Origin of the sequence: Proteus vulgaris, assembly GCF_023100685.1 — a bacterium.
GTDB lineage: Bacteria > Pseudomonadota > Gammaproteobacteria > Enterobacterales > Enterobacteriaceae > Proteus.
This window is the reverse complement of record NZ_CP090064.1, coordinates 836,462-859,623: the sequence shown is the minus strand read 5'-3', so window position 1 is coordinate 859,623 and position 23,162 is coordinate 836,462. Positions and strand designations below refer to the sequence as shown.

At 37.5% G+C, this 23,162-nt stretch carries 24 protein-coding genes; 14 read left to right on the top strand and 10 right to left on the bottom strand.

Going from position 1 to position 23,162, the window contains the following annotated elements; all coding sequences use genetic code 11:
- The first annotated feature begins 2 nt into the window (after positions 1–2).
- The 4 genes from LW139_RS04040 to efeB are packed head-to-tail and all read left to right on the top strand — an operon-like array spanning position 3 to position 3,006.
- The gene (locus LW139_RS04040) at positions 3–839 is read left to right on the top strand and encodes an FTR1 family iron permease (RefSeq protein ID WP_247850644.1); all 837 of its coding nucleotides are present in this window, start codon (positions 3–5) and stop codon (positions 837–839) included.
- On the top strand, positions 829–1,185 hold the full coding sequence (locus tag LW139_RS04035) for a hypothetical protein (RefSeq protein WP_247850643.1): 357 nt from the start codon (positions 829–831) through the stop codon (positions 1,183–1,185). Before LW139_RS04040 ends, LW139_RS04035 begins: the two co-directional genes overlap by 11 nt.
- A complete protein-coding gene (locus tag LW139_RS04030; RefSeq protein WP_348983686.1) occupies positions 1,092–1,751 on the top strand; it encodes an EfeM/EfeO family lipoprotein in 660 nt (219 codons plus the stop codon). The genes LW139_RS04035 and LW139_RS04030 overlap by 94 nt, the downstream gene beginning before the upstream one ends.
- Positions 1,741–3,006 (top strand): iron uptake transporter deferrochelatase/peroxidase subunit, encoded by a 1,266-nt coding sequence (gene efeB / locus LW139_RS04025; protein WP_227336459.1) that lies wholly within the window; start codon positions 1,741–1,743, stop codon positions 3,004–3,006. The genes LW139_RS04030 and efeB overlap by 11 nt, the downstream gene beginning before the upstream one ends.
- A gap of 66 nt (positions 3,007–3,072) precedes the next feature.
- Here the strand turns inward: efeB and LW139_RS04020 are convergent, their stop codons facing one another.
- On the bottom strand, positions 3,073–3,762 hold the full coding sequence (locus LW139_RS04020; RefSeq protein WP_166539521.1) for an IclR family transcriptional regulator: 690 nt from the start codon (positions 3,760–3,762) through the stop codon (positions 3,073–3,075).
- A gap of 231 nt (positions 3,763–3,993) precedes the next feature.
- Here LW139_RS04020 and LW139_RS04015 point away from each other — a divergent pair, with 231 nt between their 5' ends.
- The 5 genes from LW139_RS04015 to htpX all read left to right on the top strand — a co-directional run bounded on the left by LW139_RS04015 (position 3,994) and on the right by htpX (position 9,599).
- Complete coding sequence (locus tag LW139_RS04015) at positions 3,994–6,330, top strand: molybdopterin-containing oxidoreductase family protein (protein ID WP_166539520.1); 2,337 nt, start codon at positions 3,994–3,996, stop codon at positions 6,328–6,330.
- A gap of 2 nt (positions 6,331–6,332) precedes the next feature.
- Positions 6,333–6,884, top strand: coding sequence for a 4Fe-4S dicluster domain-containing protein (locus LW139_RS04010; RefSeq protein WP_166539519.1), 552 nt, complete (start codon positions 6,333–6,335; stop codon positions 6,882–6,884).
- Between the two features lie 2 nt (positions 6,885–6,886).
- Positions 6,887–7,705: a dimethyl sulfoxide reductase anchor subunit family protein gene (locus LW139_RS04005; protein WP_247850641.1), complete on the top strand. Its 819-nt coding sequence runs from the start codon at positions 6,887–6,889 to the stop codon at positions 7,703–7,705.
- Positions 7,706–7,994: 289 nt separating this feature from the next.
- Positions 7,995–8,555 carry a LemA family protein gene (locus tag LW139_RS04000; protein WP_109407944.1) on the top strand — a complete coding sequence of 187 codons (561 nt, stop codon included), beginning with the start codon at positions 7,995–7,997 and terminating at the stop codon, positions 8,553–8,555.
- A 78-nt stretch (positions 8,556–8,633) separates the two neighbouring features.
- Positions 8,634–9,599, top strand: a complete 966-nt coding sequence (gene htpX, locus LW139_RS03995) for a zinc metalloprotease HtpX (protein ID WP_247850640.1) — start codon at positions 8,634–8,636, stop codon at positions 9,597–9,599.
- 100 nt (positions 9,600–9,699) lie between these two features.
- Here the strand turns inward: htpX and LW139_RS03990 are convergent, their stop codons facing one another.
- From LW139_RS03990 to LW139_RS03975, 4 genes are all read right to left on the bottom strand, one after another.
- Positions 9,700–9,882, bottom strand: a complete 183-nt coding sequence (locus tag LW139_RS03990; RefSeq protein ID WP_109407946.1) for a DUF2526 family protein — start codon at positions 9,880–9,882, stop codon at positions 9,700–9,702.
- Positions 9,883–9,969: 87 nt separating this feature from the next.
- Positions 9,970–11,202, bottom strand: a complete 1,233-nt coding sequence (locus tag LW139_RS03985; protein ID WP_072070986.1) for an MFS transporter — start codon at positions 11,200–11,202, stop codon at positions 9,970–9,972.
- Positions 11,203–11,388: 186 nt separating this feature from the next.
- Positions 11,389–12,159, bottom strand: a complete 771-nt coding sequence (locus tag LW139_RS03980) for an ABC transporter permease (RefSeq protein ID WP_109407947.1) — start codon at positions 12,157–12,159, stop codon at positions 11,389–11,391.
- Positions 12,156–13,091 carry an ABC transporter ATP-binding protein gene (locus LW139_RS03975; protein ID WP_109407948.1) on the bottom strand — a complete coding sequence of 312 codons (936 nt, stop codon included), beginning with the start codon at positions 13,089–13,091 and terminating at the stop codon, positions 12,156–12,158. Before LW139_RS03975 ends, LW139_RS03980 begins: the two co-directional genes overlap by 4 nt.
- A gap of 848 nt (positions 13,092–13,939) precedes the next feature.
- Between LW139_RS03975 and can the strand changes: the two genes are divergently transcribed.
- Positions 13,940–14,593 (top strand): carbonate dehydratase, encoded by a 654-nt coding sequence (gene can, locus LW139_RS03970; RefSeq protein WP_072070989.1) that lies wholly within the window; start codon positions 13,940–13,942, stop codon positions 14,591–14,593.
- Positions 14,594–14,709: 116 nt separating this feature from the next.
- Here the strand turns inward: can and hpt are convergent, their stop codons facing one another.
- Both hpt and cueO read right to left on the bottom strand, forming a co-directional pair.
- Complete coding sequence (hpt, locus tag LW139_RS03965; RefSeq protein ID WP_036932823.1) at positions 14,710–15,252, bottom strand: hypoxanthine phosphoribosyltransferase; 543 nt, start codon at positions 15,250–15,252, stop codon at positions 14,710–14,712.
- Positions 15,253–15,411: 159 nt separating this feature from the next.
- On the bottom strand, positions 15,412–16,992 hold the full coding sequence (gene cueO, locus LW139_RS03960; RefSeq protein WP_247850639.1) for a multicopper oxidase CueO: 1,581 nt from the start codon (positions 16,990–16,992) through the stop codon (positions 15,412–15,414).
- A gap of 213 nt (positions 16,993–17,205) precedes the next feature.
- On the opposite strand from cueO, the gene LW139_RS03955 reads away from it, so the two are divergent.
- Positions 17,206–17,556, top strand: coding sequence for a YacC family pilotin-like protein (locus LW139_RS03955; RefSeq protein WP_072070992.1), 351 nt, complete (start codon positions 17,206–17,208; stop codon positions 17,554–17,556).
- A 134-nt stretch (positions 17,557–17,690) separates the two neighbouring features.
- Here LW139_RS03955 and LW139_RS03950 read toward each other — a convergent pair whose 3' ends face one another.
- Positions 17,691–18,743 carry an AbrB family transcriptional regulator gene (locus LW139_RS03950; protein ID WP_247850638.1) on the bottom strand — a complete coding sequence of 351 codons (1,053 nt, stop codon included), beginning with the start codon at positions 18,741–18,743 and terminating at the stop codon, positions 17,691–17,693.
- Between the two features lie 111 nt (positions 18,744–18,854).
- On the opposite strand from LW139_RS03950, the gene LW139_RS03945 reads away from it, so the two are divergent.
- A complete protein-coding gene (locus LW139_RS03945) occupies positions 18,855–19,265 on the top strand; it encodes a GNAT family N-acetyltransferase (protein WP_109407951.1) in 411 nt (136 codons plus the stop codon).
- Positions 19,266–19,538: 273 nt separating this feature from the next.
- Here the strand turns inward: LW139_RS03945 and LW139_RS03940 are convergent, their stop codons facing one another.
- The gene (locus LW139_RS03940; RefSeq protein ID WP_006535016.1) at positions 19,539–20,171 is read right to left on the bottom strand and encodes a helix-turn-helix transcriptional regulator; all 633 of its coding nucleotides are present in this window, start codon (positions 20,169–20,171) and stop codon (positions 19,539–19,541) included.
- A gap of 64 nt (positions 20,172–20,235) precedes the next feature.
- Positions 20,236–20,868 (bottom strand): TetR/AcrR family transcriptional regulator, encoded by a 633-nt coding sequence (locus LW139_RS03935; RefSeq protein WP_072069348.1) that lies wholly within the window; start codon positions 20,866–20,868, stop codon positions 20,236–20,238.
- A gap of 232 nt (positions 20,869–21,100) precedes the next feature.
- Here LW139_RS03935 and LW139_RS03930 point away from each other — a divergent pair, with 232 nt between their 5' ends.
- Together LW139_RS03930 and LW139_RS03925 are read left to right on the top strand one after the other, a co-directional pair.
- Positions 21,101–22,312 carry a Tm-1-like ATP-binding domain-containing protein gene (locus LW139_RS03930; protein WP_166539514.1) on the top strand — a complete coding sequence of 404 codons (1,212 nt, stop codon included), beginning with the start codon at positions 21,101–21,103 and terminating at the stop codon, positions 22,310–22,312.
- Between the two features lie 16 nt (positions 22,313–22,328).
- Positions 22,329–23,156 carry a phosphoenolpyruvate hydrolase family protein gene (locus LW139_RS03925; protein WP_166539513.1) on the top strand — a complete coding sequence of 276 codons (828 nt, stop codon included), beginning with the start codon at positions 22,329–22,331 and terminating at the stop codon, positions 23,154–23,156.
- Positions 23,157–23,162: the final 6 nt, after the last annotated feature.

Here is a 23,162-nt window from a genome sequence, read left to right as displayed (position 1 = left end):
ATATGGGACAAGTTCTGTTTGTTGTTTGGCGAGAAAGTTTTGAAGCATTACTGGTAATTGGCATTATTTATGCTTGGATAAAACGCTCTCCAGCGCCAAAACAAGGTATGAAATACTTGTGGAGTGGCGTTATATTTGGACTATTTCTTGCTGTTATCTTGGCTCTGAGCATTTATGGTGTATTTAGTTCACTCGAAGATATGTGGCAATCTCTATTTATGATCGCAATGGAGATCCTCGCCTGTATACTTATTGTTCAAATGGTTTATTGGATGAATGGGCAAGGAAAGTCATTAAAAACCAACATAGAAAATGAACTCACACAAAAAACACAACAACAAAGTGCATGGGGTATTTTACTAATTATTGCCATTGCAATTGCCAGAGAAGGTAGTGAAGTCGTTGTCTTCCTCTCTAGCCATATTATGGCTCTCAATGCACAAACAGCACTGCCTTTCTTTATCGAAGTCTTTATTGGCTTACTTGTCGCAGCATTCACTCTATGGTTATTTTTACTGACGTCAAAAGTTATTTCATGGCGTTATTTCTTTACTGTAACGGGATTTTTACTGCTATTCCTTGCCGTTTCTTTGCTCTTAAAAGCCGTAGAAGAAATTGCAAATCTACTCATTGAAATGGATTTTGAATTCCCTGATTTCTTGATATATCCGCTTTGGGATATCAGCCATATTCTGGATGACTCAAGTGTCTTTGGTAATTTCTTAGTCTCATTCTTCGCTTATCGCTCTCAACCCATTGGTTTAAGTGTGGTGACATTTATTATCTATTGGGTGATTGTTGCACTGTTATTTAAGCGAGGTACTCAGCATGCGAAATAACACAAAATTTAAAAGTAAAAATATTGCTATTTTTTTCTTTATTTTGCTGTTTTCTCTGCCTATTTATGCTGAAAAAATCATTCAAGGAATTATTCAGGATAGCGAGAATATCATCGTTGCAAAAGGGGATATTCCTACCCCTGAAAAATTTAAAACGGATATTTTAAAGTACCGAGAAAAGGCCGTTGAGCAATTAACCCAAGTTGAAAAAGCACTCAATAAATTAATCATTAATAGCGAAAAAATCAGCTTATTAATGCTCAAAATGCATATCAACAAGCACATTATCACTATGAAGTTATTCGCCCTATTATTGCACTTTTTGGATCAAGCGAACGTTTATTAAATAACCGAGCTGATTTCTTTCTTGAAAGAGAAAACTCACCTCGTTTTTCAGGGTTTCATTTAGTTGAATATCAACTCTTTAAATTAAAAGATACGCAAAAAGCGACAGAGTCCGCAAAAGTGCTATTAAGAGGCATTAGTGATCTAAAAAAACGTTTAGCTATTGAAGATATCCCCATTCCTAAATTAGTCCAATCTGCGGGTGATAGCTTGGAGTTTATTTTAACGGACAAATTAGCAGGGATTGAAAACCGATATTCAAATAGCGATCTAGGTGATAGTTATGCAAATTTATCTGGATCACGCTTAATTGTGGAGATCTTATCCGAGCATATTCCCCCTACTGAATATCAATCTCTGATCAAGCAATATAATGATATTGGTGCTCTGCTTTTAAAATATCAGCGTGATGAAGGTTTATTCCAACCTTTAAATGCGCTTCCTGAAACAGAAAAAAGCTGGCTTTTCTCTCAAGTAACACAATTAGCAGAGCAAGTGGCGAATTTACGTAGCACGCTCGATATTGATGTTTACTATCACTATAAAGAAGCACGTGATGAAAAATAAAACTCTCTTTAAACCGTTATTAAAAAGCCCTGTTAACCTTGATAAACGTACAACGTTAAAATGGTTAGGTGGGAGCTTATTACTCGCCAGTATAGGGGCTAATGCACAACCAAAACAAAGTGCTTCATCTGTGCCTCGTTATCAACGTGCAATTGCTTATTTAGGCAAACACCAAGCAGGTGTTATTACTCCAGAACAAAAACACGCCTCATTTATTGCTCTTAATCTAACTGTCACTACTGTTGATGAAGTGAAAAAAATATTCGCAACTCTGACACAACGAATTGCGTTTTTAACACAACCTCGTGAACTAGAGCAGAGAGCAAACCCACATCTTCCTCCTGCTGAATCTGGTATTCTGGGCACTCAATTACACCCAGATGAATTAACCGTCACTGTCGCATTAGGTGATAGCTTTTTTGATAATCGTTTTGGTTTCCAACCTAAAAAACCCAAACGCTTAGAACCTATGAAGCCCTTTCCTAATGACCGATTAGATCCAAAATGGTGTGGTGGCGATGTTCTACTCCAGTTTTGTGCTAATAGCCAAGAAAGCATCATTTATGCGTTAAGAGATATTTTAAAATATCTTTCTGGTCAAGTTTATGCTGTGTGGAAAATTGATGGTTTTCTTCCTGCTCGCGATATTGATAATCACCAAACACCGATTAACCTTTTTGGCTTTAAAGATGGTTCAGGCAACGCGCCTTCATCTGATAATAGCCTGATGGACTCGCTAGTCTGGATCACGCAAGAACAAAAAGAGCCACAATGGTGTTTAGGTGGAAGCTATCAAGCAGTGCGTCTAATTCGGTTTGCATTGGAATTTTGGGATAGAACACCTCTTGAAGATCAAGAGAATAACTTTGGTCGTCATCGATCAACAGGTGCCCCAATAGGTATGAAGCAAGAGATGGACGATCCACAGTTTGAAAAAGATCCTCATGGCGACCGAGTGCTGTTTGATTCTCATATGCGAAGAGCTGAACCAAGAAATCCAGAGCGTTACAGTGCAAAACTACGCCGACGCAGTTACAGCTATTCATTAGGTTTAACACCTTCTGGTCAACTAGATATGGGACTGATTTTTATCTCGTTTCAAAATAACCTTAAAAAAGGCTTTATTGATACCCAAAAACGCTTAGACGGTGAACCCTTAGAGCGCTATATCAAGCCTTTTGGCGGTGGATACTACTTTGTATTACCCGGAATTTCACACCAAGGTGATACCCTTGCAAAAGGGCTATTTGATTAATTCTTCTCTGCATATTAGGCACTTTGGCAGGCAAAGCAAAGTGCCTAATAGCATGATTTTATTTAACTAATGTGAAAAAGATGTCATTTTTGCTTTTAATGCATTACCAAGTTCTATTTGCCTCTCAGGCTCAATAAAACCCATTGTTAATACCGCAGCGACCATATTTCCTTTTTTACTAAACACTGGGCATGAAATGGATTGTGCACCAGGAATACCTTCAGCTGGTTCATGACGAATAGCAAAACCTTGTTGGCGAATAGTATTCTTCTGTTTTTCTGATAAACCTGCATCTATCTCTAAATCACTAAAAACAGCAAAAATAGAGCCAGCCGCACTAATTTTATAAGGCACTGGTGTATCAGGTAAAAAATCAATATCCACATGTTTAAAACTACGATTATACCGTGTTAGAAAAAGCTGGTTACCTTGTGCAATCACCAATCCTGTGGACATATTATGTTCATCTCTAAACTCACATAATAATTGATTAATTTCGTCTACAAAGGATTGTGGCTTTGGTGTCGCCTGCGCTAAAAAGAGAATTTTACTCCCCAAGCAATACTGACTTCCGCCACTCTCTTGGTACAACATTTCAGAGCGACAAAGTGAAACTAAATACTTATGTAAGCGACTTTTTGAAAGTGAACAGGCTTTTGCAATATCTGACGATCGGGCGATACCTCCATTCGATGCAATAAATTCGAGAATGGTAATAGCGATATCAACCGAGTTAACTCCTTGAGAATTCTGCATTTATTTTTCCTACACCTATTCGTTATTTACTTTATTTTATGACGATATCCCATTATTCTTTTTTTGTCATTTTTACTAGTTTATTTCACTAAAACCTTATTTTAAATGTGACTTTTTAGCCATTTTCTGTCGATTATTTTCTTTGTCTATTTTTAGATGATCTACCTCAAGGTTAACCATATATGAATTGAGTTTATATATAGTTAACTTTTCTTGTGCGTGAGAATGTCTATGTCTAAAAATCAAAAGTGGGAATTAAATAGAAGAACGTTGTTAAAAGGAATGGGTGCCATTGGCGTGGCAGCTCTTTCTCCTAACGCGTTCAGTCTAGTTAATGAAAATAAACCCATATTTAACCAGAAACCACGGATAAAATTATCCGAATATAAAACCTTTCGTTCAACCTGTGCGATGGAATGTTTGCACTGTAACCTAACAGCTTTTACACATAAGGGGCAACTTATCAAAGTTGAAGCCACTGAAGGCTTTAATGTGAAATGCTGTTTACGAGGTATGAGTCGAACTAAGTGGGTATACCATAAAGATCGTTTAACCACACCTTTATTGCGTGTGGGTGAAAAAGGAAAAGCGGAGTTCAAACCTATTAGTTGGAATGAAGCGCTCGATCTCATTGAAAAGAATATTAGAGAAACCATTGATAAGTTTGGTAATGAGGGATTATTTATCTCCACTCATGCAGGCAATATGGACTCAATTAAAAATGATATGGGTAAAGCCTTTTTCGATTACTTAGGCGGTTCAACAAAACAAGCTGGCTCTCTTTGTTGCTCAGCGGTAACCGCGGCAATGATCCCAATGGTGGGTCTACGCTATGCCGATACTCGAGATACAGTAAAGGATAGTCGCTATATTCTCTGTTGGGGAAATAACCCCGCAGTTACTATGCAAGCGTATTTTAAAAACTACAACCAAGCTCGCCGAAATGGCGCCAGAATGGTGGTTATTGATCCTCGCTTCAATGAAACTGCAGCTAAAGCCGATGAGTGGATCCCTATCGTTCCCGGTACTGATACGGCACTTGCGTTAGGTATGATCAAAATTATCATTGAAGAAAATCTCACTGATAAGCCTTTTTTGCGTGCGCATACAGGTGCCGTTTACCTTGTTAACTCACAACAAAAACTATTACGCCAATCTGATGATGATAAAGATAGTTATCTAGTTTTTGATACTTTAAGCCAGCAACTGGTTCACCATGAGACTCCGAATATTGTTCCTGCGTTAACTCATGATGAACTACCTGCTAATGCTGATTATGTGACTGTCTTTGAGCAAATTTATCAACAAGCACAACCTTGGACTGTCGAAAAAACCAGCCAAGAAACGGATATCCCGAAAGAAACTATTATTCGTTTAGCGCGTGATTATGCCACCACCAAACCTGCTATGATTGTGCAAAATATGTCCGGCGCTCAACGCACTGAATTTGGTGCTTATGTTGCTGCTAGCCAATTTTATCTTGCATTATTAACTGGCAATATCGGTAAAAAAGGCGCTGGAATTTGTGATGCTGGTGGTGCTCGACAAATGGCGAAATTTAGTCCAATTATTCCACCAGCACCTAATGCAAAACCCATCAAACCTATCCCTGTTGCAAAAGTAGGTGATTGGATTGTCAATGAAAGGCCACACCCAATTAATTTCTGGTGGATCATGACCATGGGTGTGATGACGCAACTTCCTAATACTAATATGGTGCGTAATGCACTGAAAAAAGTACCTTTTGTGGTTGTCGCTGATAACTTGATGTCATCCACTGCTCTTTATGCCGATCTTGTACTCCCTGTTACCACTATTTTTGAAGATACCAGTTTAATGGCAGGTGTTCGTAGTCAATATGTACAATTAATGGAAAAAGCGGTTGAGCCACCAGGAGAAGCAAAACCTGATTATTGGATCTTTGCTCGTCTCGCTGAACGTTTTGGCTTTGGTGACGTGTTTAACCAACCTATTGAACACTATATTGATGCTTGTCTTAAAGGCTCCGGCATTACGCGTGAAATGTTAGAAAAAGGCCCAGTGCGTCCAGTTGAAGGCGACTGGATCCCCTTTAAAGATGGCATTTTCCGTACTTCAACGAAAAAAGCACACTTTTTTATTGAAGAGTGGCAGGATAAAAACTTCTCTCCTGTTGTCACCTATTATCCCGTAAAAGAATCGACAAAAGGCTCACCTGAACTTGCTAAAAAATACCCACTAATGGCAGTGCAACGCAAACTCGCTCGTAGTGTTCACTCTAGCCATGGTATGAATGAGTGGATCTTAGAAGTACAGCGTAATCAACCTAATATTCTTATCCATCCTAATGATGCCTTAGCCAGAGGAATCAAAGACGGTGAATGGGCTATTGCATTTAATGATCGAGGAGAGCACCGTGCGATTGCCGTTGTGACCACGCATATTAAGCAAGGAGTTGTTTCATTAGATAATGGATGGTGGGAACAACAAGGCGGAAGCAGTAGCCATGTCACCAATGATCACGTTGAACCTTTAGGTAATGGTCATTGCTGTAATAGCACCTTAGTTAACGTAAGACGGGAGGCATGATCATGGCGAAGAAACAGTATGGTTTTCTAATAAATACCAAAGATTGTTATGGTTGCCGAACTTGCTCGATGGCCTGTAAGTCTGAAAACGCCACACCTCCAGGTGTATTGTGGCGCCGAGTTCGTGAATTCAACGAAGACCAACCCAATGCACAAGCTTTCATTACCATGTCTTGTAACCATTGTGACGATCCACAGTGTCTAAAAGTTTGCCCTGCTGACACTTATACTAAACGTGAAGACGGCATTGTTGTGCAAGATCATGACAAATGTATCGGTTGTCAAATGTGCATCATGGCGTGTCCTTATAACGCTCCGGTTTACGATCCAGTAGAAGGAAAAACCAGTAAATGCAATATGTGTGCGGATAGACTTGATGAAGGCCTAAAACCCCGTTGTGTTGAATCTTGCCCTACTGGCGCTATTGAGTTTGGTGAAATTGAAGATCTGCGTAAAAAACACACGACAAATTGGGCTTTATTAGAAAAACGCTATGGTGTACCAGATCACACCATTAGTAATCCTAATATTGTCATTATTGGTATGGAGGATTAATCATGCATGATTATCAACTGCCGTTAGTCCTGTTTACGGTTATGAGTCAATGGGGGATAGGTGCTGTTTTGGCACTTTCACTGTATCAATGGCAAAACCAAACCCAAAACGGTGCGATGTTAAGCACCAAAGCATTACGAACAACCATTGCACTAATTTGGCTGATTGAAGTTGTAGGTTCATCAATGTCGATGGGGCACTTAGGTGATCCGCTAGGTGCTTATCGTTCTGTATTAGGTATTGCGCATTCTTGGTTAAGTCGCGAAGCGATTGCCTTTGTGATGCTAAATGGCTTAATTTCATTATGGGCGCTAGCCAGTTGGCTACAACCTCATGCTATTCGCCGTAATAGTCTGTTTGGGTTGTTTTGTGGCGTTATTGGTTTACCTGTTATTTTGATTACAGCACAAATCTATTACCAAATGCAGGCTCATCCTCTTTGGCATACACCAGCAACACAAATTAGTTTTATTGGCACAGCGTTATTGCTTGGTTTTGGCTCGATGATCCCTTGGTTACGCTTACAAGGTAAAACCATTAGTAATTCATTAAAAATAGGAACGTTAATCGGTGCATTATTAGTTCTCGTCGGCTTGGTTATGAGAACACAAGTGCTCGGTGCTGATGTTGCAAGCCTATTATTATGGTGGCAAGTGATTGCTAGTCTGATTATGGGTATCTGCATTATTACGTTGTCTCACAGCACGTCATTTACCAAAACTTCACTCTCTCTCATCGCTATTTTGATGTTATTTAGTGGTGAAATCACAGGAAGAATGCTGTTTTACGGCAATGTAATGGCGCAAGCACCTTGGTTCTAAATGTTTTACTTCTGAGTTAAATAGTCTCGTTAACACAATTATTTAACTCAGATTCATCCCCTATGTTTCACTTGATATTTTTATTTACCCTAGCATTACCTTTAATTTTGCCCCGAATTTATTCGGGGTATTTTTTTATCTCAACCAATATCATTAATTTTACTTTATTCATGTTCTTTTTGTTTTTGATGAAATAATCATCTAGCTATATTTATCAATAATAGGCAAAATTAACATTAAAGATTTAACACAATTTCCTGTTTACAATTAGAAAAGAGAGCACTTCACCATGACTGGATTAATTATTACCATCGCGTTATTGGGCCTTATTTTTTATTATTACAACCGTATTATTTCTATGCGTGAAGCTGTTATCTCAAGTGAAACCGAAATTTCAGTACAATTAGATCGTCGTGGTAAAGTCTTTGATAGCTTATTAGCCACAGTAAAAAAATATCTCAGCCATGAATCTGACGTATTTACTAAAATTACTGAATTAAGAACACAGACTCAAAGTGCCAATGGCAAAGAAGCCAAAGCAGCTGAAGACGAATTATCAAAAATTGTTTCAAGTGGTGCAATTAATGTTGCGGTTGAAAATTACCCTGAATTAAAATCCGACACCATTATGGCAAATTTACAAGAAGAGATTGTTTCAACAGAAAATAAACTCTCTTTTGCAAAACGCGGTTATAACCGTACTTTAGAACAATATCGCGCTTTTATTGCTTCTATTCCTGCGGTGTTTATTGTCAAGATTTTCCCAAGCTTAGTGATTGATAAAGAATACTGGCGTCTTGATGAAGGAACCATTAAAGCAGAAGAAGCGCGTCGCATTAATTTCGATTAATCTTTAGAGTAATAAAAAGATACTTATTCCTTCTTGATTGATAAAAACAGCACTTAGCGGTGCTGTTTGGAGTCACTAATGGATTTCAGAAATGTTCTACGAAAAAATGCTATTCGAACGCGTTTTGTTATAGCAACTTATTTACTTTTAATGCTGCTGATTGGTTTGCTGGTGGATACCGCTATTGGCGCAAATCCCTATTTAGATCTCACTGATAATATGTTGGCATTTCTGACTTTCCAATCTATCCCCATTGCGTCACTCATTATTTTAGCCATCTCGATTTTATTGCTTCTTTTTATTCATTTTAAAGGGCACAAAATCATGCTGACAGGAATGAATGCCAAATTAATTAGCCCAGATGAAACATTAAATGCACAAGAACGCCAACTGCTCAATATTGTGGAAGAACTGAGTTTAAGTGCCACGCTGGGCTATATTCCTAAGCTCTATATTCTTGATACACCTGAAGCTAATGCCTTTGCAGCCGGCTGGTCTGAGAAAAATGCCTTTATTGGTGTAACCACTGGCTTATTAAACCGCCTTAATCGCCAAGAAGTGCAAGCAGTATTAGCCCATGAAACAGGTCATATTATTCATGGTGATTCACGACTAACGTTATATGTTGGCATCTTAGCCAACGTTATTCTGACAGTAACAAATATCTTTGGTAGTCGCTTGTATATTGCCTCTGGTAATCGAGGCGGTAAAAGTAATGATGCTGCTAGCAAAGCGCGATTAATTTTAATTGTGTTAAACATTGTTTTACCGATTATTACGCAAGTGCTCTATTTCTATTTATCCCGCACTCGTGAATATATGGCGGATGCGGCGGCGGTTGATTTAACTCAAGATAATCAAGCAATGATTAATGCATTAAAGAAAATTTCAGCACAGCATGATACTGAAAATTTTGAAGATGGTTCAACGGGACGTGCTTATCGTAAAGCAGCCTTTATTTTCAATAAAGGAGACTCATTTTTCTCAACACATCCATCCATTGAAAATAGAATTGCAGTACTTGAAGGTAAAAAGACTTTTTGATCTGTATGATACAATGCAGTAAAAAGAAAAAAGCGTTTATACCGGTTTATTAAAACGGTTAAAACGCTTTTTTAATGCTTATTTCTTAACAACAATCCGATTAACGATGTTTTTCACCGTGATGGAAAATAGCTGTGCGTAAACGCTCTTGTTGCTCATAACGTAGTGGAAATTCAATCGTTTTATCTTTACCTAATTCCACTAAAAGTTCATTCATGGTTTCAATACTGGTTGTCGCAATAGCATCATCAACCTGTTTAACCACCTCATCATAATGAGACATTTTTTATCCCCTTGCTTCATAAAATTCTTAATCGCTATCATATTACAAGTAAGGGGATTTCTGTATTTTTAGTCACATAAAGTATGATTAAATTGAGTTAAGCGGTTTATTCTTTGTCTCTTTCCCCAATAACATCACTGCCAATATCCCAATAACAATTGAAAAACTGAAAATAAGAAATATGGAGCTTATTTCAAATTGATATTGGACTAAATATCCCACCATTAAAGGTCCCAATATTCCACCAATACGCCCTATTGCTGTTGCTGTTCCTGCACCTGTTGCTCGTATTCCATCTGGGTATTGTTCTGGCGTATAAGCATATAAAGCGCCCCAAGCCCCTAAATTAAAGAATGACAGTAACATGCCAAAAATAAGTAGCGTTGTCGTGGTATCAGCCACACTAAAATAATAGGCACTAATGGCGGTTCCTGCTAAATAAGTAACTAACACAAATTTTCGCCCATAACGCTCAATTAACCACGCAGCGGTAAAATAACCAGGTAGTTGTGCTAATGTCATAATAAGCACATATTGAAAGCTTTTTATTAAACTAAAACCTTTTAACATCGCCACACTTGGTAGCCATAAAAAAATGCCGTAATAAGAGAAAACGACACAGAACCATAAGATCCACAACATTAGCGTTGAACGACGATATTGAGGTGACCAAATTAATGCCATTGATTGGCGAATAGATAAACGTGTTTTTTTCTGTGAAATATGAGATGGCGTTGGTTCAGGTAATTTTGAACGTAAATAAAGAGCATATACTGCAGGTAATGCACTTAATAACATAGCCATACGCCAGCCATAATCAGGAATAATAAAATAAGCAATCAAAGCTGCAATTAACCAACCGACAGCCCAAAAACTCTCTAATAAAACAACAATTCGGCCTCGCTCATGAGTTTCAACACTTTCACTGACAAGTGTTGAAGCAACAGGTAATTCGCCACCTAATCCCATTCCAATAAAGAAACGTAAAACAAGAACCACCATCAAAGAACTTGCTAATGCAGTTAATCCGCAGCCTAAACTAAACAGCAGCAAAGTAAAGATAAAGACGGGTTTACGTCCTTTTCTATCTGCAATAATGCCAAATACAAAAGCACCAACAGCCATTCCAATTGAGTTTACACTACCAATCCAGCCTAATTGTGATGCAGTTAATCCCCAATCTTCTTTTAATGCGGTGAGCAAAAAAGCAAGTAGCCCGACATCCATTGCATCAAAAGTCCAGCCCATACCAGCGATACATAAAAGCTTGTTACGAGAGATTGCCTCAGGCGCTTTGCCTGTTTGGCTTGCCGTTGTCATTACATTTCCTTTCTATCCCCTATCAAAGTGTTTAGTATACTAAACAAGAAAAATCATTTTGTTAATAGCAAAGCGTCAATTTAAAGAAAAATTAACATTCATGCTAAAAAAACAGTTAAAAAAAATCGGTATCTCTAAATAAGATACCGATTTCAACTTTTATAACTTTCTATTTTACTTTTTTGATTAGCTTCTTAAACCTCTGCCTTTTTCAATCAAGTACCATGCAATAACATAAAACACGGCGATGAAAAGACACAAGACACTAATCGTTACGGTTAAAGAGACATCCGTAATACCCAGAAAACCGTAGCGGAAGCCACTAATCATATAAACGATTGGGTTAAGCTTGGATACGCCTTGCCAAAATTCAGGTAAAAGTGAAAGTGAATAAAACACACCACCTAAATAGGTTAATGGCGTTAAAACAAACGTTGGAATAATGCTGATATCATCAAAAGTTTTCGCAAAAATTGCATTTAACAACCCTGCAAGTGAAAACACAATGGAAGTCATCAGTAATGTCACCACGACCATTGTCCAAGAATGCATTTCTAAAGGCACAAAGAACAGCGAAACTAAAGTCACTAAGATACCGACACAAACACCTCGAGCCACACCACCACCAACAAAACCGGCAATAACAACATGTGTTGGCACAGGTGAAACTAATAACTCTTCGATACTACGCTGAAACTTGGCACCAAAAAATGAAGAAGAAACATTAGCATAAGAGTTTGTTATTACTGCCATCATAATCAGGCCAGGAACAATAAACTGCATATAATCAACACCGCCCATATCGCCAATTCGTTTACCAATTAGGTTACCGAAAATAACGAAATAGAGAGACATAGTTATTACAGGTGGAATTAATGTTTGTACCCAAATACGACCAAAACGGGTAACTTCTTTAATCCAAATTGTTTTGAGGGCTACCCAATACAGCTGAATCATTCCCTCTCTCCTTCTACTGTATGCTCTTCATTAACTAAATGAACAAATAATTCTTCAAGGCGATTGGCTTTATTTCTCATACTTAACACTTGAATACCTTGTGTATTAAGCTGGGCAAAAACACTATTTAAACCTTGTTCTCTTTTAACATCGACTTCTAATGTTGAAGTATCCATTAAACGATATTGATAATTCTGTAATTCAGGTAATGGACTTTTTGGTGCTAAATCTAAAATAAAGGTTTCAGACTCTAGTTTACTTAATAAGCCTTTCATACTGGTATTTTCGACCAATTCGCCACGCTGAATAATACCAATATTCCTACACAACATTTCTGCTTCTTCTAAATAGTGTGTCGTTAAAATAATGGTGGTGCCTTCGGCGTTTAATTGCTTTAAAAACGTCCACATTGAGCGACGTAATTCAATATCAACACCAGCTGTTGGTTCATCAAGAATAAGTAATTTCGGCTGATGCATTAATGCACGAGCAATCATTAGACGGCGCTTCATTCCCCCAGATAAAAAACGGGCTCTATCATCACGTTTTTCCCATAAATCTAACTGAGTTAAATAAGTTTCAGCACGTTCTAAAGCTAACTTACGAGGAACACCATAATAACCAGCTTGATTGAGGACAATTTGTAATACGGTTTCAAAAGGGTTGAAATTGAATTCTTGTGGCACTAATCCTAGTTGGCGCTTGGCATTAACCATATCGGTATCTGTGTCATAGCCAAAGACTTTAACTTTGCCACTACTCTTATTAACTAAAGAGCTGATAATACCAATAGTGGTCGATTTTCCTGCACCATTAGGGCCTAATAAAGCATAAAAATCTCCCGCTTCCACGGTGAGATTAATTCCTTTTAGCGCTTTTACGCCATTGTGATAAGTTTTCGTTAACTCCGTTAACTCCAATGCATACGTCATAAGTGGGAATTACCTTTTATCAACTGCATTATTCAGCATTGACTGAGCTGAAATCAGAAAATAGCTATTCAACTAAGCCTTACTAACGCTACGTATTGCTCACACGCCTCGAATTAGAAAATAAGCTTAGTTCAATAGGATCAAAATGGAATAAGGATATTCTAGAGAAAATAAGGTTGTAAATAAACCGTTTTAGGTCTCATGACACAAATGAATAAATAAATTTATTTTAACTATTACAGATAATAAGAATAAAACTTGATGTAAGAAAAAATCAGAGATGAAGATGCGATATACTGTTATTTCTTGCTTATATTCCTAATGTATTAATCAATTCATCCCTTGATGCAATCATTTAGCCTAACTGATAGCAATAAAATTATTGCCCTTGTTCCTCAATCTTACTGATTGATATTATCTCGTCATTTATTATCTCAATCAATGCTGACTATTGATTTTTATCATCCCCGCATTGACTTGTATTAAAAAGCAAAAAAACACATACATAAGATTTATTTATAATATATTTTAATAAATCTATTTCTGAATAGTACAATGGTAGCCTTAACAATCAGTTATCTTTTTACACATTTGATTTACATCAAAGAATGTATTGATAAATTCATTAAACAAATGCTATAAAAAGATCTATCTTATTTGAAAGCGAAAAAATACAGACAATTATCTGTCACTTGGCTTTAAAAAGCCCTCTGATTAATTCAAAAGTAATGGTATAAAAATACCCTTTCTTAGTGGATCTCTCGCATCCAACAATAACACAGTGCTATTTCGTGTTGGCGTACTGTCAGCGCAAATGGTGAGAAACCGAATTTACAGGCAGTCACGTCATGATGAGAAAAATTGAAGAGCTGTTAGCCAATAACAAGCAATGGTCAGAATCTGTTACTGAAGAAAATCCTCAGTTTTTTAAAGATCTCTGTAAAGGCCAAAAACCCCATTTTTTATGGATTGGTTGCTCTGACAGCCGCGTTCCAGCAGAAAAATTGATCAATGCTGCACCTGGCGACCTATTTGTTCACCGTAATGTAGCGAACTTAGTGATCCACACCGACTTAAACTGTCTTTCTGTTATTCAGTATGCCGTTGATGTATTGCAAGTTGAACATATTATTGTGTGTGGCCACTATGGTTGTGGTGGTATTGAAGCGGCTATTGAAGGAACTGAATTAGGACTTATTAATAACTGGTTATTGCATATTCGCGATATTTGGTACAAACACAGTTCAATGTTAGGCGAACTTGCTCCTCATGATAGATTAAACCTACTTTGTGAGCTAAACGTTATTGAGCAAGTATATAACCTAGGCCACTCAACTATTATGCAAGCAGCATGGAAACGTGGGCAAAAAGTGATGATCCACGGTTGGGTTTACGGTTTAAATAATGGTGAATTACACGATCTCGATGTTACCTCAGATAGCCGTGAGAAACTTGAGCTTTCTTATCGCCAAGCGATGGCAAAATTGAGTCATCCACGTTAATTTATTCATCATAGAAAATCATTTTAAGCCCTAATATTTAAAATAATATTAGGGCTTTTTGGTATATAGAAAACCCGCCTAAAGCGGGTTTTTTACTTCTATATTAAGTAAATAAATTACTCATCTAATAACGTTACATGCCCAATATAAGGCAGATGGCGATAACGCTGTGCGTAATCAATACCGTAACCAATAACGAATTTATCTTCAATGGAATAGCCAATCCACTCAACGGGGACATCCACTTCACGGCGTGATGGCTTATCCAATAAAGTACAGATAGAAATAGAAGCTGGCTCACGTAAGCTTAAAATCTCTTTAACGCGATTTAAGGTATTACCTGAGTCAATGATATCTTCAACGATCAGAACATCTTTACCACGGATATCTTCATCGAGATCTTTAATGATTTTAACGTCACGTGTTGACGTCATACCATTACCGTAACTTGATACAGTCATAAAATCGACTTCATGGTTCACGTCAATTTCACGGCATAAATCTGCCATAAAAATAAAAGAACCTTTTAACAAGCCGATTAAGACAAGATCATGTTGACCTTGGCGTGGGCGGTAATGTTCTGTGATTTCACGACCTAGCTCAGCAATACGCTGTTTGATCTCTTCTTCAGAGATCATGACATCAACAATATGTTTCATGATTAATTTCGATTGGGTTAACGGGGAAAGCAAACGATTGTACCAGAACTTCCCTCATCATGCGATGATCTGATTTAATGAAAATAAAGGCACAAAATATTAATCCTGTGCCCTTTATCAATTTATCTTACTGATATTAATGATTTTTATAGTGATAGATTATTTACTAACGGTAAATCCCGCCATCATGCCTGTATCTTCATGCTCTAATAAATGGCAGTGTGCCATAAATGGGTGCTCTTTTGTCGCTAAATGGTCGAATTTCACAAGAATTTCACTAAACTGTCCTTCAACTTTCACGATATCCTTCCAACCTTGGCGATGTTTCTCTGGTACTCGACCGTTTTCAGATAGAATACGGAACTGTGTACCGTGTACATGGAATGGATGTAGCATCATATCGCCACGACCTGATACAACCCATTTTTCATAAACACCTTGCTTCACATCAAATGCAGGTTCTGTCATTGAAAATGGAATACCATTGATACTATTAGCATTATAGATATCTAAATCACCATTTCCATGACCGCAATTCATCCCACCCCCCATCATGCCATTACCGTTACCTTGGCGCATATGACTCATCCCATGATGAATACCCGCTAATGCTTTATCACCATAACGTTCTGTTAATAGCATCATACCTTGCATATCTAAACGCATATCCATACGTAAATGTAATGTTCGCGTTGAAAGATTGCTGAGTGTTGGTAATGCAGGAATAAGCGCTAATTGCTCAGGTAATAAGCCTTGTCCTTTTTCTGCTGATGGTAATAAACGTAACACAGGGAGCACATTATCAAATGGCGCTAAAACCATTCCCATTTGGCGTACGGGTAAAGTAACAATATCAAAATCACGCCCATCAGATGTATCCACTAAAACTTCAAAGCGCTCCCCCATTAAAATTGGCAATTCAGTCACTTTCACAGGTTCTGCTAACAACCCTCCATCGCTAGCAATAACATACATTGGTCTGCCATCACTGGTGGCAAGGTTTAAACTTCGTGCATTACAACCATTTAAGAAGCGTAATCTGATCCAGCCTTTTGGCACAATATGTTGTGGTTGAATAGCACCGTTAGTTAACATCATGTCACCAAACCAACCTATTGCGGCACTCATTACATCAAGTTGATAATCTATCTGTCCATTACTGTCTAAACGTTTGTCTTGTAAAATCACGGGCAAGTCATCAATACCCCAACGATTAGGCAATTTACGGTTTGCGGTTTCATCATCTTCAATAATGACCAATCCACCTAATCCCATAGCAACTTGTTGTCCGGTAACTCCATGAGTATGAGGATGGAACCAACACGTTGACTCAGTTTGGTTTGGTGTAAAAGTCACTGTGCGAGATTTTCCTGGCTCAATCATGGCTTGTGGGCCACCATCTTCTTCACCACTAATCTCAAGACCATGCCAGTGAACCGTTGTAGCTTCAGGCAGTTGGTTATTGATATTAATAGTGACGGGTTGGCCACGTTTAAGCTTTAGTGCAGGGCCTAATAAACTACCGTTATAACCCCATGTGGTTGTGCTTGCCGTGGGAATAAATTGAGAAACACCTTGTTGAATATTAAGAACAATCTTTTGTTGAGCGTCTGGGGTAATTTGAGGTGGAATCGCCAATGAAGGCATGTTACTTTGGGCAAACGCAAAACGACTCCAGCTTGGTAATAATGTTACAGCACTTAATGTGGCGCCTAATTTTAAAAATTCACGACGTTGCATAATATATTCCTTTGAATAAAAACAAGTTATTCTGTCTTTATCGAAATAAGATGAGTAAAGAAGCCTTGTAAACTATTACCGATGCTAAAGTTTCCCCTTACTGGAAGGTCAATTTAAAACCCAACAAAATAGTGGGTCTTTGCAAAACTTTTAACTACATTAAGCCAAATAACAAAACTTGCTAAATCATCACATAAAGGAACAGCACACCTAATGAAAAAAATGTTCGCCTTGTTCTGCACGCTAACGCTTTCTTTTTCTATGCTCTTTTCTTCGGGTGCAAAAGCGTTAACCTACACGCAAGCAGAAGACTTGGCAGATTTAACCGCTATCTACCTTTTTTTGAATAAAGATTGTGGTTATGAGCAAATATCAAAATCTAAAATTGAAAGAGCCTTGATGGTCTTTTCTCGCTCGCAACAATGGGATGTTAGTAATTATTCAACATTACCGATGAGCCAATTAAATGAAGACAGTTACAATGATTTAAAAGGTATTGAAGTGTCACATAATAAGAAATGTCAGCTACTCGCGAATAAGTCATTAAGTTTATTAAATTATTAATATACCTACTGAGTAACATTAAGATAAATAGAAAAAGATAGCCTCTTGGAATAGATTGCTTATTAACAAGGACCATATAAAGCAACTAAATAGAGGTTATCAAAGAAAAGAAACTGACTTTTTTCTCCTACTCTTTATTCCTCTTTGTGCTGATTGTTTTTCTTCTGTCTATATTCATTCCAATACAGAGCCACTGAAGGAATACTTTGAATAATCAACATTCTAAAAATATGATTCGACATCACAAATGCGGCATCCACGTTCATTGTGATAGCGGCAAAAGTCATGGCTTCCATACTTCCCGGAGCCCATGCCAATACTAATGTTGCCCAAGGAACTCCCGTTAGATAAGCAGCCCCATATGCCACCATTACCGTTAAAACCACATTAATAATAACCACTTGAACAGAAGAAAATGCGTTTTTAATTAGTGAGGAAAATGGAAAAACAACAAAATGTGCCCCGATATTCATGCCAATTAGAACCATACTCAATTCATTAAGTAACATTGGAAAGGCAATAGGTTCACTGACAAAAGATTGAATAAGTATTGCACTACCTAATGAAGTCAACATAAAGGGTGCCGGAAATCGGATTTTCTGTAATAAAAGCCCAGTACCTAACCCTAAAGCCACAATCAATAATAACCACAATAATGAAACCAATGTCATTTCGGGTATAGCAAACTCAGGCATATTGGCTTTATCAGATCCTACAATAAAACCTGCCAGAATAATCAACACCATTAAACGAATGGTATGAGAAATAACAATTTTTTGTGGTGGTGTTTTAGTGTGATCAGTCAATGCCAAAATAGCAGCCATAGCGCCAGGCACAGCACCTAACATCGACTCTTCTTTCGTCCAACCAATATGGCGGTGGAACCAAAAATAACTCACAAAAAACTGAATAGCTAAACAAACAACAAGAGTCAGTAAAAGAATAATTAAATTATCAGCACTTCCTAAATGAACTTGATTAAACATCAAACCAACCGATGTTCCTAAGGCAAGCTGAATAAATGTTAATGTATGCTTAGGAACCGCAAGTTCCCATTTAAAACGATAAGCAATAATAACAACGATAATTGGCCCAAACATCAAAGCCATGGGTAAGCCGGAGAGAGTGAGAGCGCCACCAATTAAAGCACAGAACAAAATACCTGGTAGAGTTTTTAAAAACGACATGTTGTATTACTCAGCTTTTTTAATTATGGTTTATCCTAGCATTTATATAAATATTTAATAACCAAATAGTGGTAATGTAATTATTACTATTCTTAATATTAAGAGCAAATTATGTCGTTAAAAATCACCACTCATCCTACGCATGATGAGATCAATGAAATTTATGAAGGTTTATTAACGCATAACCTTCACTATATTCATATGGATCAATACACACCTCTTGCTGTCTTTAAAGAAGATAATGATAAAAAAATAGGTGGGATCACCGGTGATATTTTGGGAAATTGGTTACGTATTCGCTATTTATGGGTAGATAAAGCCCATCGTGGAAAAAATATTGGTACCGAATTACTCCATGCAATGGAAAATGCAGCCAAAGAGAAAGGGGCTAAATATGCAGAAGTCGATACATTCAGCTTTCAAGCCCTTCCTTTTTATCAAAAGCAGGGATTTGAAATATTTGGCACTCTAGAAAATTATCCAATTAGCGATAAGAAATATTATTTAAGGAAAGATTTATAATATTTTAAACTTAATCTTTATTAATCCAATTTTAGTGCATTTAGTTTTTTTTATTTACATTATTACTGAACTTAACTTTCTTAACGTTATTCGTTAATTTAAAATGCATACAATAGAAATCAATTAACTTCTTTTAAGAAAAGAGATTCTTAAATGTAAAAAAAGGAAATAAAAAAGATATCATTAAATGATATCTTTTTTATTTTATTTATTTATTGGCAATCTTTAAAAGGGTTAGCCTTTAAAGACAATTTAACTGTCGTTATCCAATGACTACTCTTTTAGATCGTTATACACAGTCGCTCTTGAAACACCAAGGTATTGTGCAGTAATTTCCATTGCCTTACGCAGTGAAAGATAACCTTCATCCTGTAAACATAGTAGTAATTCACGTCGCTGATGTGGTTTTAATGCTCTTGGTGTAACAGAATAAGTTGCCGAAAATTCGTCAATACGTTTTTTCAGCGAATCTTCTGTCACTGAGCTAAAGGTTTCAATAATGTCATTACCTTCTTCAAGGGTTGCAAATTGGTTAAGTACCATTTGCAATCCTTTGATCATTGATATATCAATATTTAAACATAATGCCGCAACATAATTTCCTTGTTTATCTTTAATGCCGATAGACGTACTTTTTGCGGTTCTACCATCAGGAAATTGATTTGGGTAATTAGCCACAATTTGTGGGAAGTCAGACGATTCAATACGCGCCATTCCCAATTCTGTTGCTCTATCCCCAACTTTTCTACCTGATAGATTATTTTCAATGACCATAATGGTATTTTCACTATCAGTTAGATCATGAAGTACAACCTCACAAAAAGGCGATAATGTTTTACCAATGCCTTGTGCAATAAATTGTAGTTGTTCTACCAGCCACTCTTGGTCTTCTGTTTTGTGTGACATAACGATCCCTGCAATAGCTAAAACGTAAATGATTTATACAATTTTAACCGATTTATTCAAATAATTAATCGTTATCTGCAGGATAATCAGATTTTGCCTGATTTAGAATAGCTTTTGCCATCCATTGAGTCATATCAATGACCTGTTGATCATCCATTTTCCAGATATCTTTCATTACCAAAAAGACTTCTGACCCATAAATTAAAGAGAACGATTTAATCACCTTATCCCACATTTCTTGAGGATAGTGTGCTTTTAAAGGTTCAATAACTTTGAGTAAAATCTCTTTACGGTGACCACGAATAAATCGTTTTTCTGCATATTCACTTGATTGTCTCTCTTTTGCCCATTGCTGTAATGAAACTTGCAAAGCACCACGCAGTGCGCCTTCATGTTTAAACATTTGTGGATAGGCAAGATTGAGCAATTCAGTAATGCGTTGTTGCGTATTATCTTCGGGAGTTGGTGTCCATGCAATGATCGGCGCTAAACTTGCATCAACCGTGGCACTAATTAAATCACTTTGTGTGGGAAAATAACGATATGCGGTTGCCCTCGAAACACCTGCATGTGCAGCTAATTCTGACACTGTCGGTAACATTCCTTGCTCAAAAAGCCCCAACGCTGTTGTTACCAATAATTGATAGGTTCTTTTTCGTGTACCGGACATGGCATCCGTTTCATCACTGTAACTCATAGAAAATCCTTCGTTATTCCTACACTTTGTATGTCTGGGCTTATCTTAAGCTAAATACTCACAATACTTAACGTTTACTTTAGGTGATTAATTACACCTTATCGACCTTTAATGTGCAAAAAATAAAAATAATGAGACAGGAGTCTCAAAATGGTGCTATGATAAATGAAACTCAAGTCTCATTATGATTATAATCTATCCGTCGATAATTATAAAAGGTATGGGAAGGCTTATGAAACAGTATGCTGGTTCTATTTATATTGCCACAACGCTTGATACTAAAAGTGCTGAGATTTTTTATGTCAGTGATTTAATTAAAAAAGCAGGCCTTCCTGTTAAGACCGTTGACTTGACAACCAAACCCACGACACTCGCACGAGAAGCGGATGTCACAGCAACCGAAGTTGCTCGTTTTCATCCAAATGGCCAAGAGGCTGTTTTCTGTGGTGATAGAGGGAAAGCAATAGAAGCGATGTCAGTCGCTTTTGAACACTATTTAACTCACTGTGATGATGTCTTAGCCATTCTTGGACTAGGCGGCTCAGGGGGGACGGCACTGATTACACCAGCAATGCAATCTCTGCCAATTGGTGTACCTAAATTGATGGTATCAACGATGGCGTCTGGCGATATCTCAGGCTATATCGGTGCAAGTGATATCTCAATGATGTATTCCGTTACAGATGTATCAGGCTTAAATCGTATTTCTCGTAAAGTTTTAAAAAATGCAGCGAATCAAATCGCTGGTGCTGTTTATTTTTACCAAGAAGAGCATGTTGTCGATAAGCCTGCGGTAGCACTGACCATGTTTGGTGTAACCACCCCTTGTGTACAACAACTCACACAAAAACTTGAAAATAATTATGACTGCCTTGTTTTTCATGCAACAGGAAGTGGCGGCAAAGCCATGGAAAAACTGGTAGACAGTCACCTACTTCATAGTGTGTTAGATCTTACAACAACAGAAGTATGTGATTACTTGTTTGACGGTGTACTTGCTTGTGATGAAGACCGTTTTGGTGCAATCGCCCGTACCAAAACCCCTTATATAGGTTCTTGTGGCGCATTAGATATGGTGAACTTTGGTCGCCCTTCTAGTGTTCCTGAGAAATATAAAGGGCGTCAATTTTATCATCACAATGCGCAAGTCACCTTAATGCGCACAACACCAGAGGAAAATCGTCAATTAGGTATCTGGATCGCTGAGAAACTCAATCAGTGTGAAGGCCCATTGCGGTTTGTATTACCACAGGGCGGTTTTTCAGCTCTAGACATTGAAGAAGGCCCTTTCTGGGATCCTCAAGCAAACCAAGCTTTCTTCGATGCATTTATAACAACATTTAAAGAGACAGAGACTCGTCAGTTAGTCATCAGTCCTTATCACATAAACTCCGCTGAGTTTGCTCAGCAAATTTATGATTTACACCAGGAACTTATTTGTTAACCACGGAGAAAGAAGAATGACTCATTCACGTGAAATGTTACTAAAAAAATTCAACGAAATGATTGCACGCCATGAACCGATTATTGGTGGTGGTGCAGGTACTGGCCTGTCCGCTAAATGTGAAGAAGCGGGTGGTATCGACCTTATTGTTATTTATAATTCAGGTCGTTACCGTATGGCTGGTCGAGGATCTTTAGCGGGTTTGTTAGCTTATGGTAATGCTAATGAAATCGTTATGGATATGGCAAAAGAAGTATTACCTGTTGTTAAACAGACACCTGTACTAGCTGGCGTTAACGGCACTGATCCTTTCTGTAACTTCGATAAATTCTTAGATGAAGTAAAAGCAACAGGTTTTGCTGGCGTACAAAATTTCCCAACTGTTGGCTTAATTGATGGTAATTTCCGCGCTAATTTAGAAGAAACAGGTATGGGTTATGGGCTTGAAGTGGATATGATCCGCAAAGCGCATGAAAAAGGTTTATTAACCACACCTTATGTCTTTAGCCGTGAAGATGCGATTGCAATGACTGAAGCTGGTGCAGATATTATTGTGCCACATATGGGATTAACAACTGGCGGTAATATTGGTGCTGAAACAGCATTAACATTAGCGGACTGTGTTCCTTTAATTAATGACTGGGCAAAAGCAGCGAAAGCAGTACGTGCAGATGTTATTGTGCTTTGTCATGGTGGTCCGATTGCAACACCTGAAGATGCACAATATATCTTAGATAATTGTCCTGATTGTCATGGCTTCTATGGTGCAAGTTCTATGGAACGTTTACCAACAGAAGTGGCATTAACCGCAACAACAAAAGAATTTAAAAGTATTAAACGCTAATTCAAA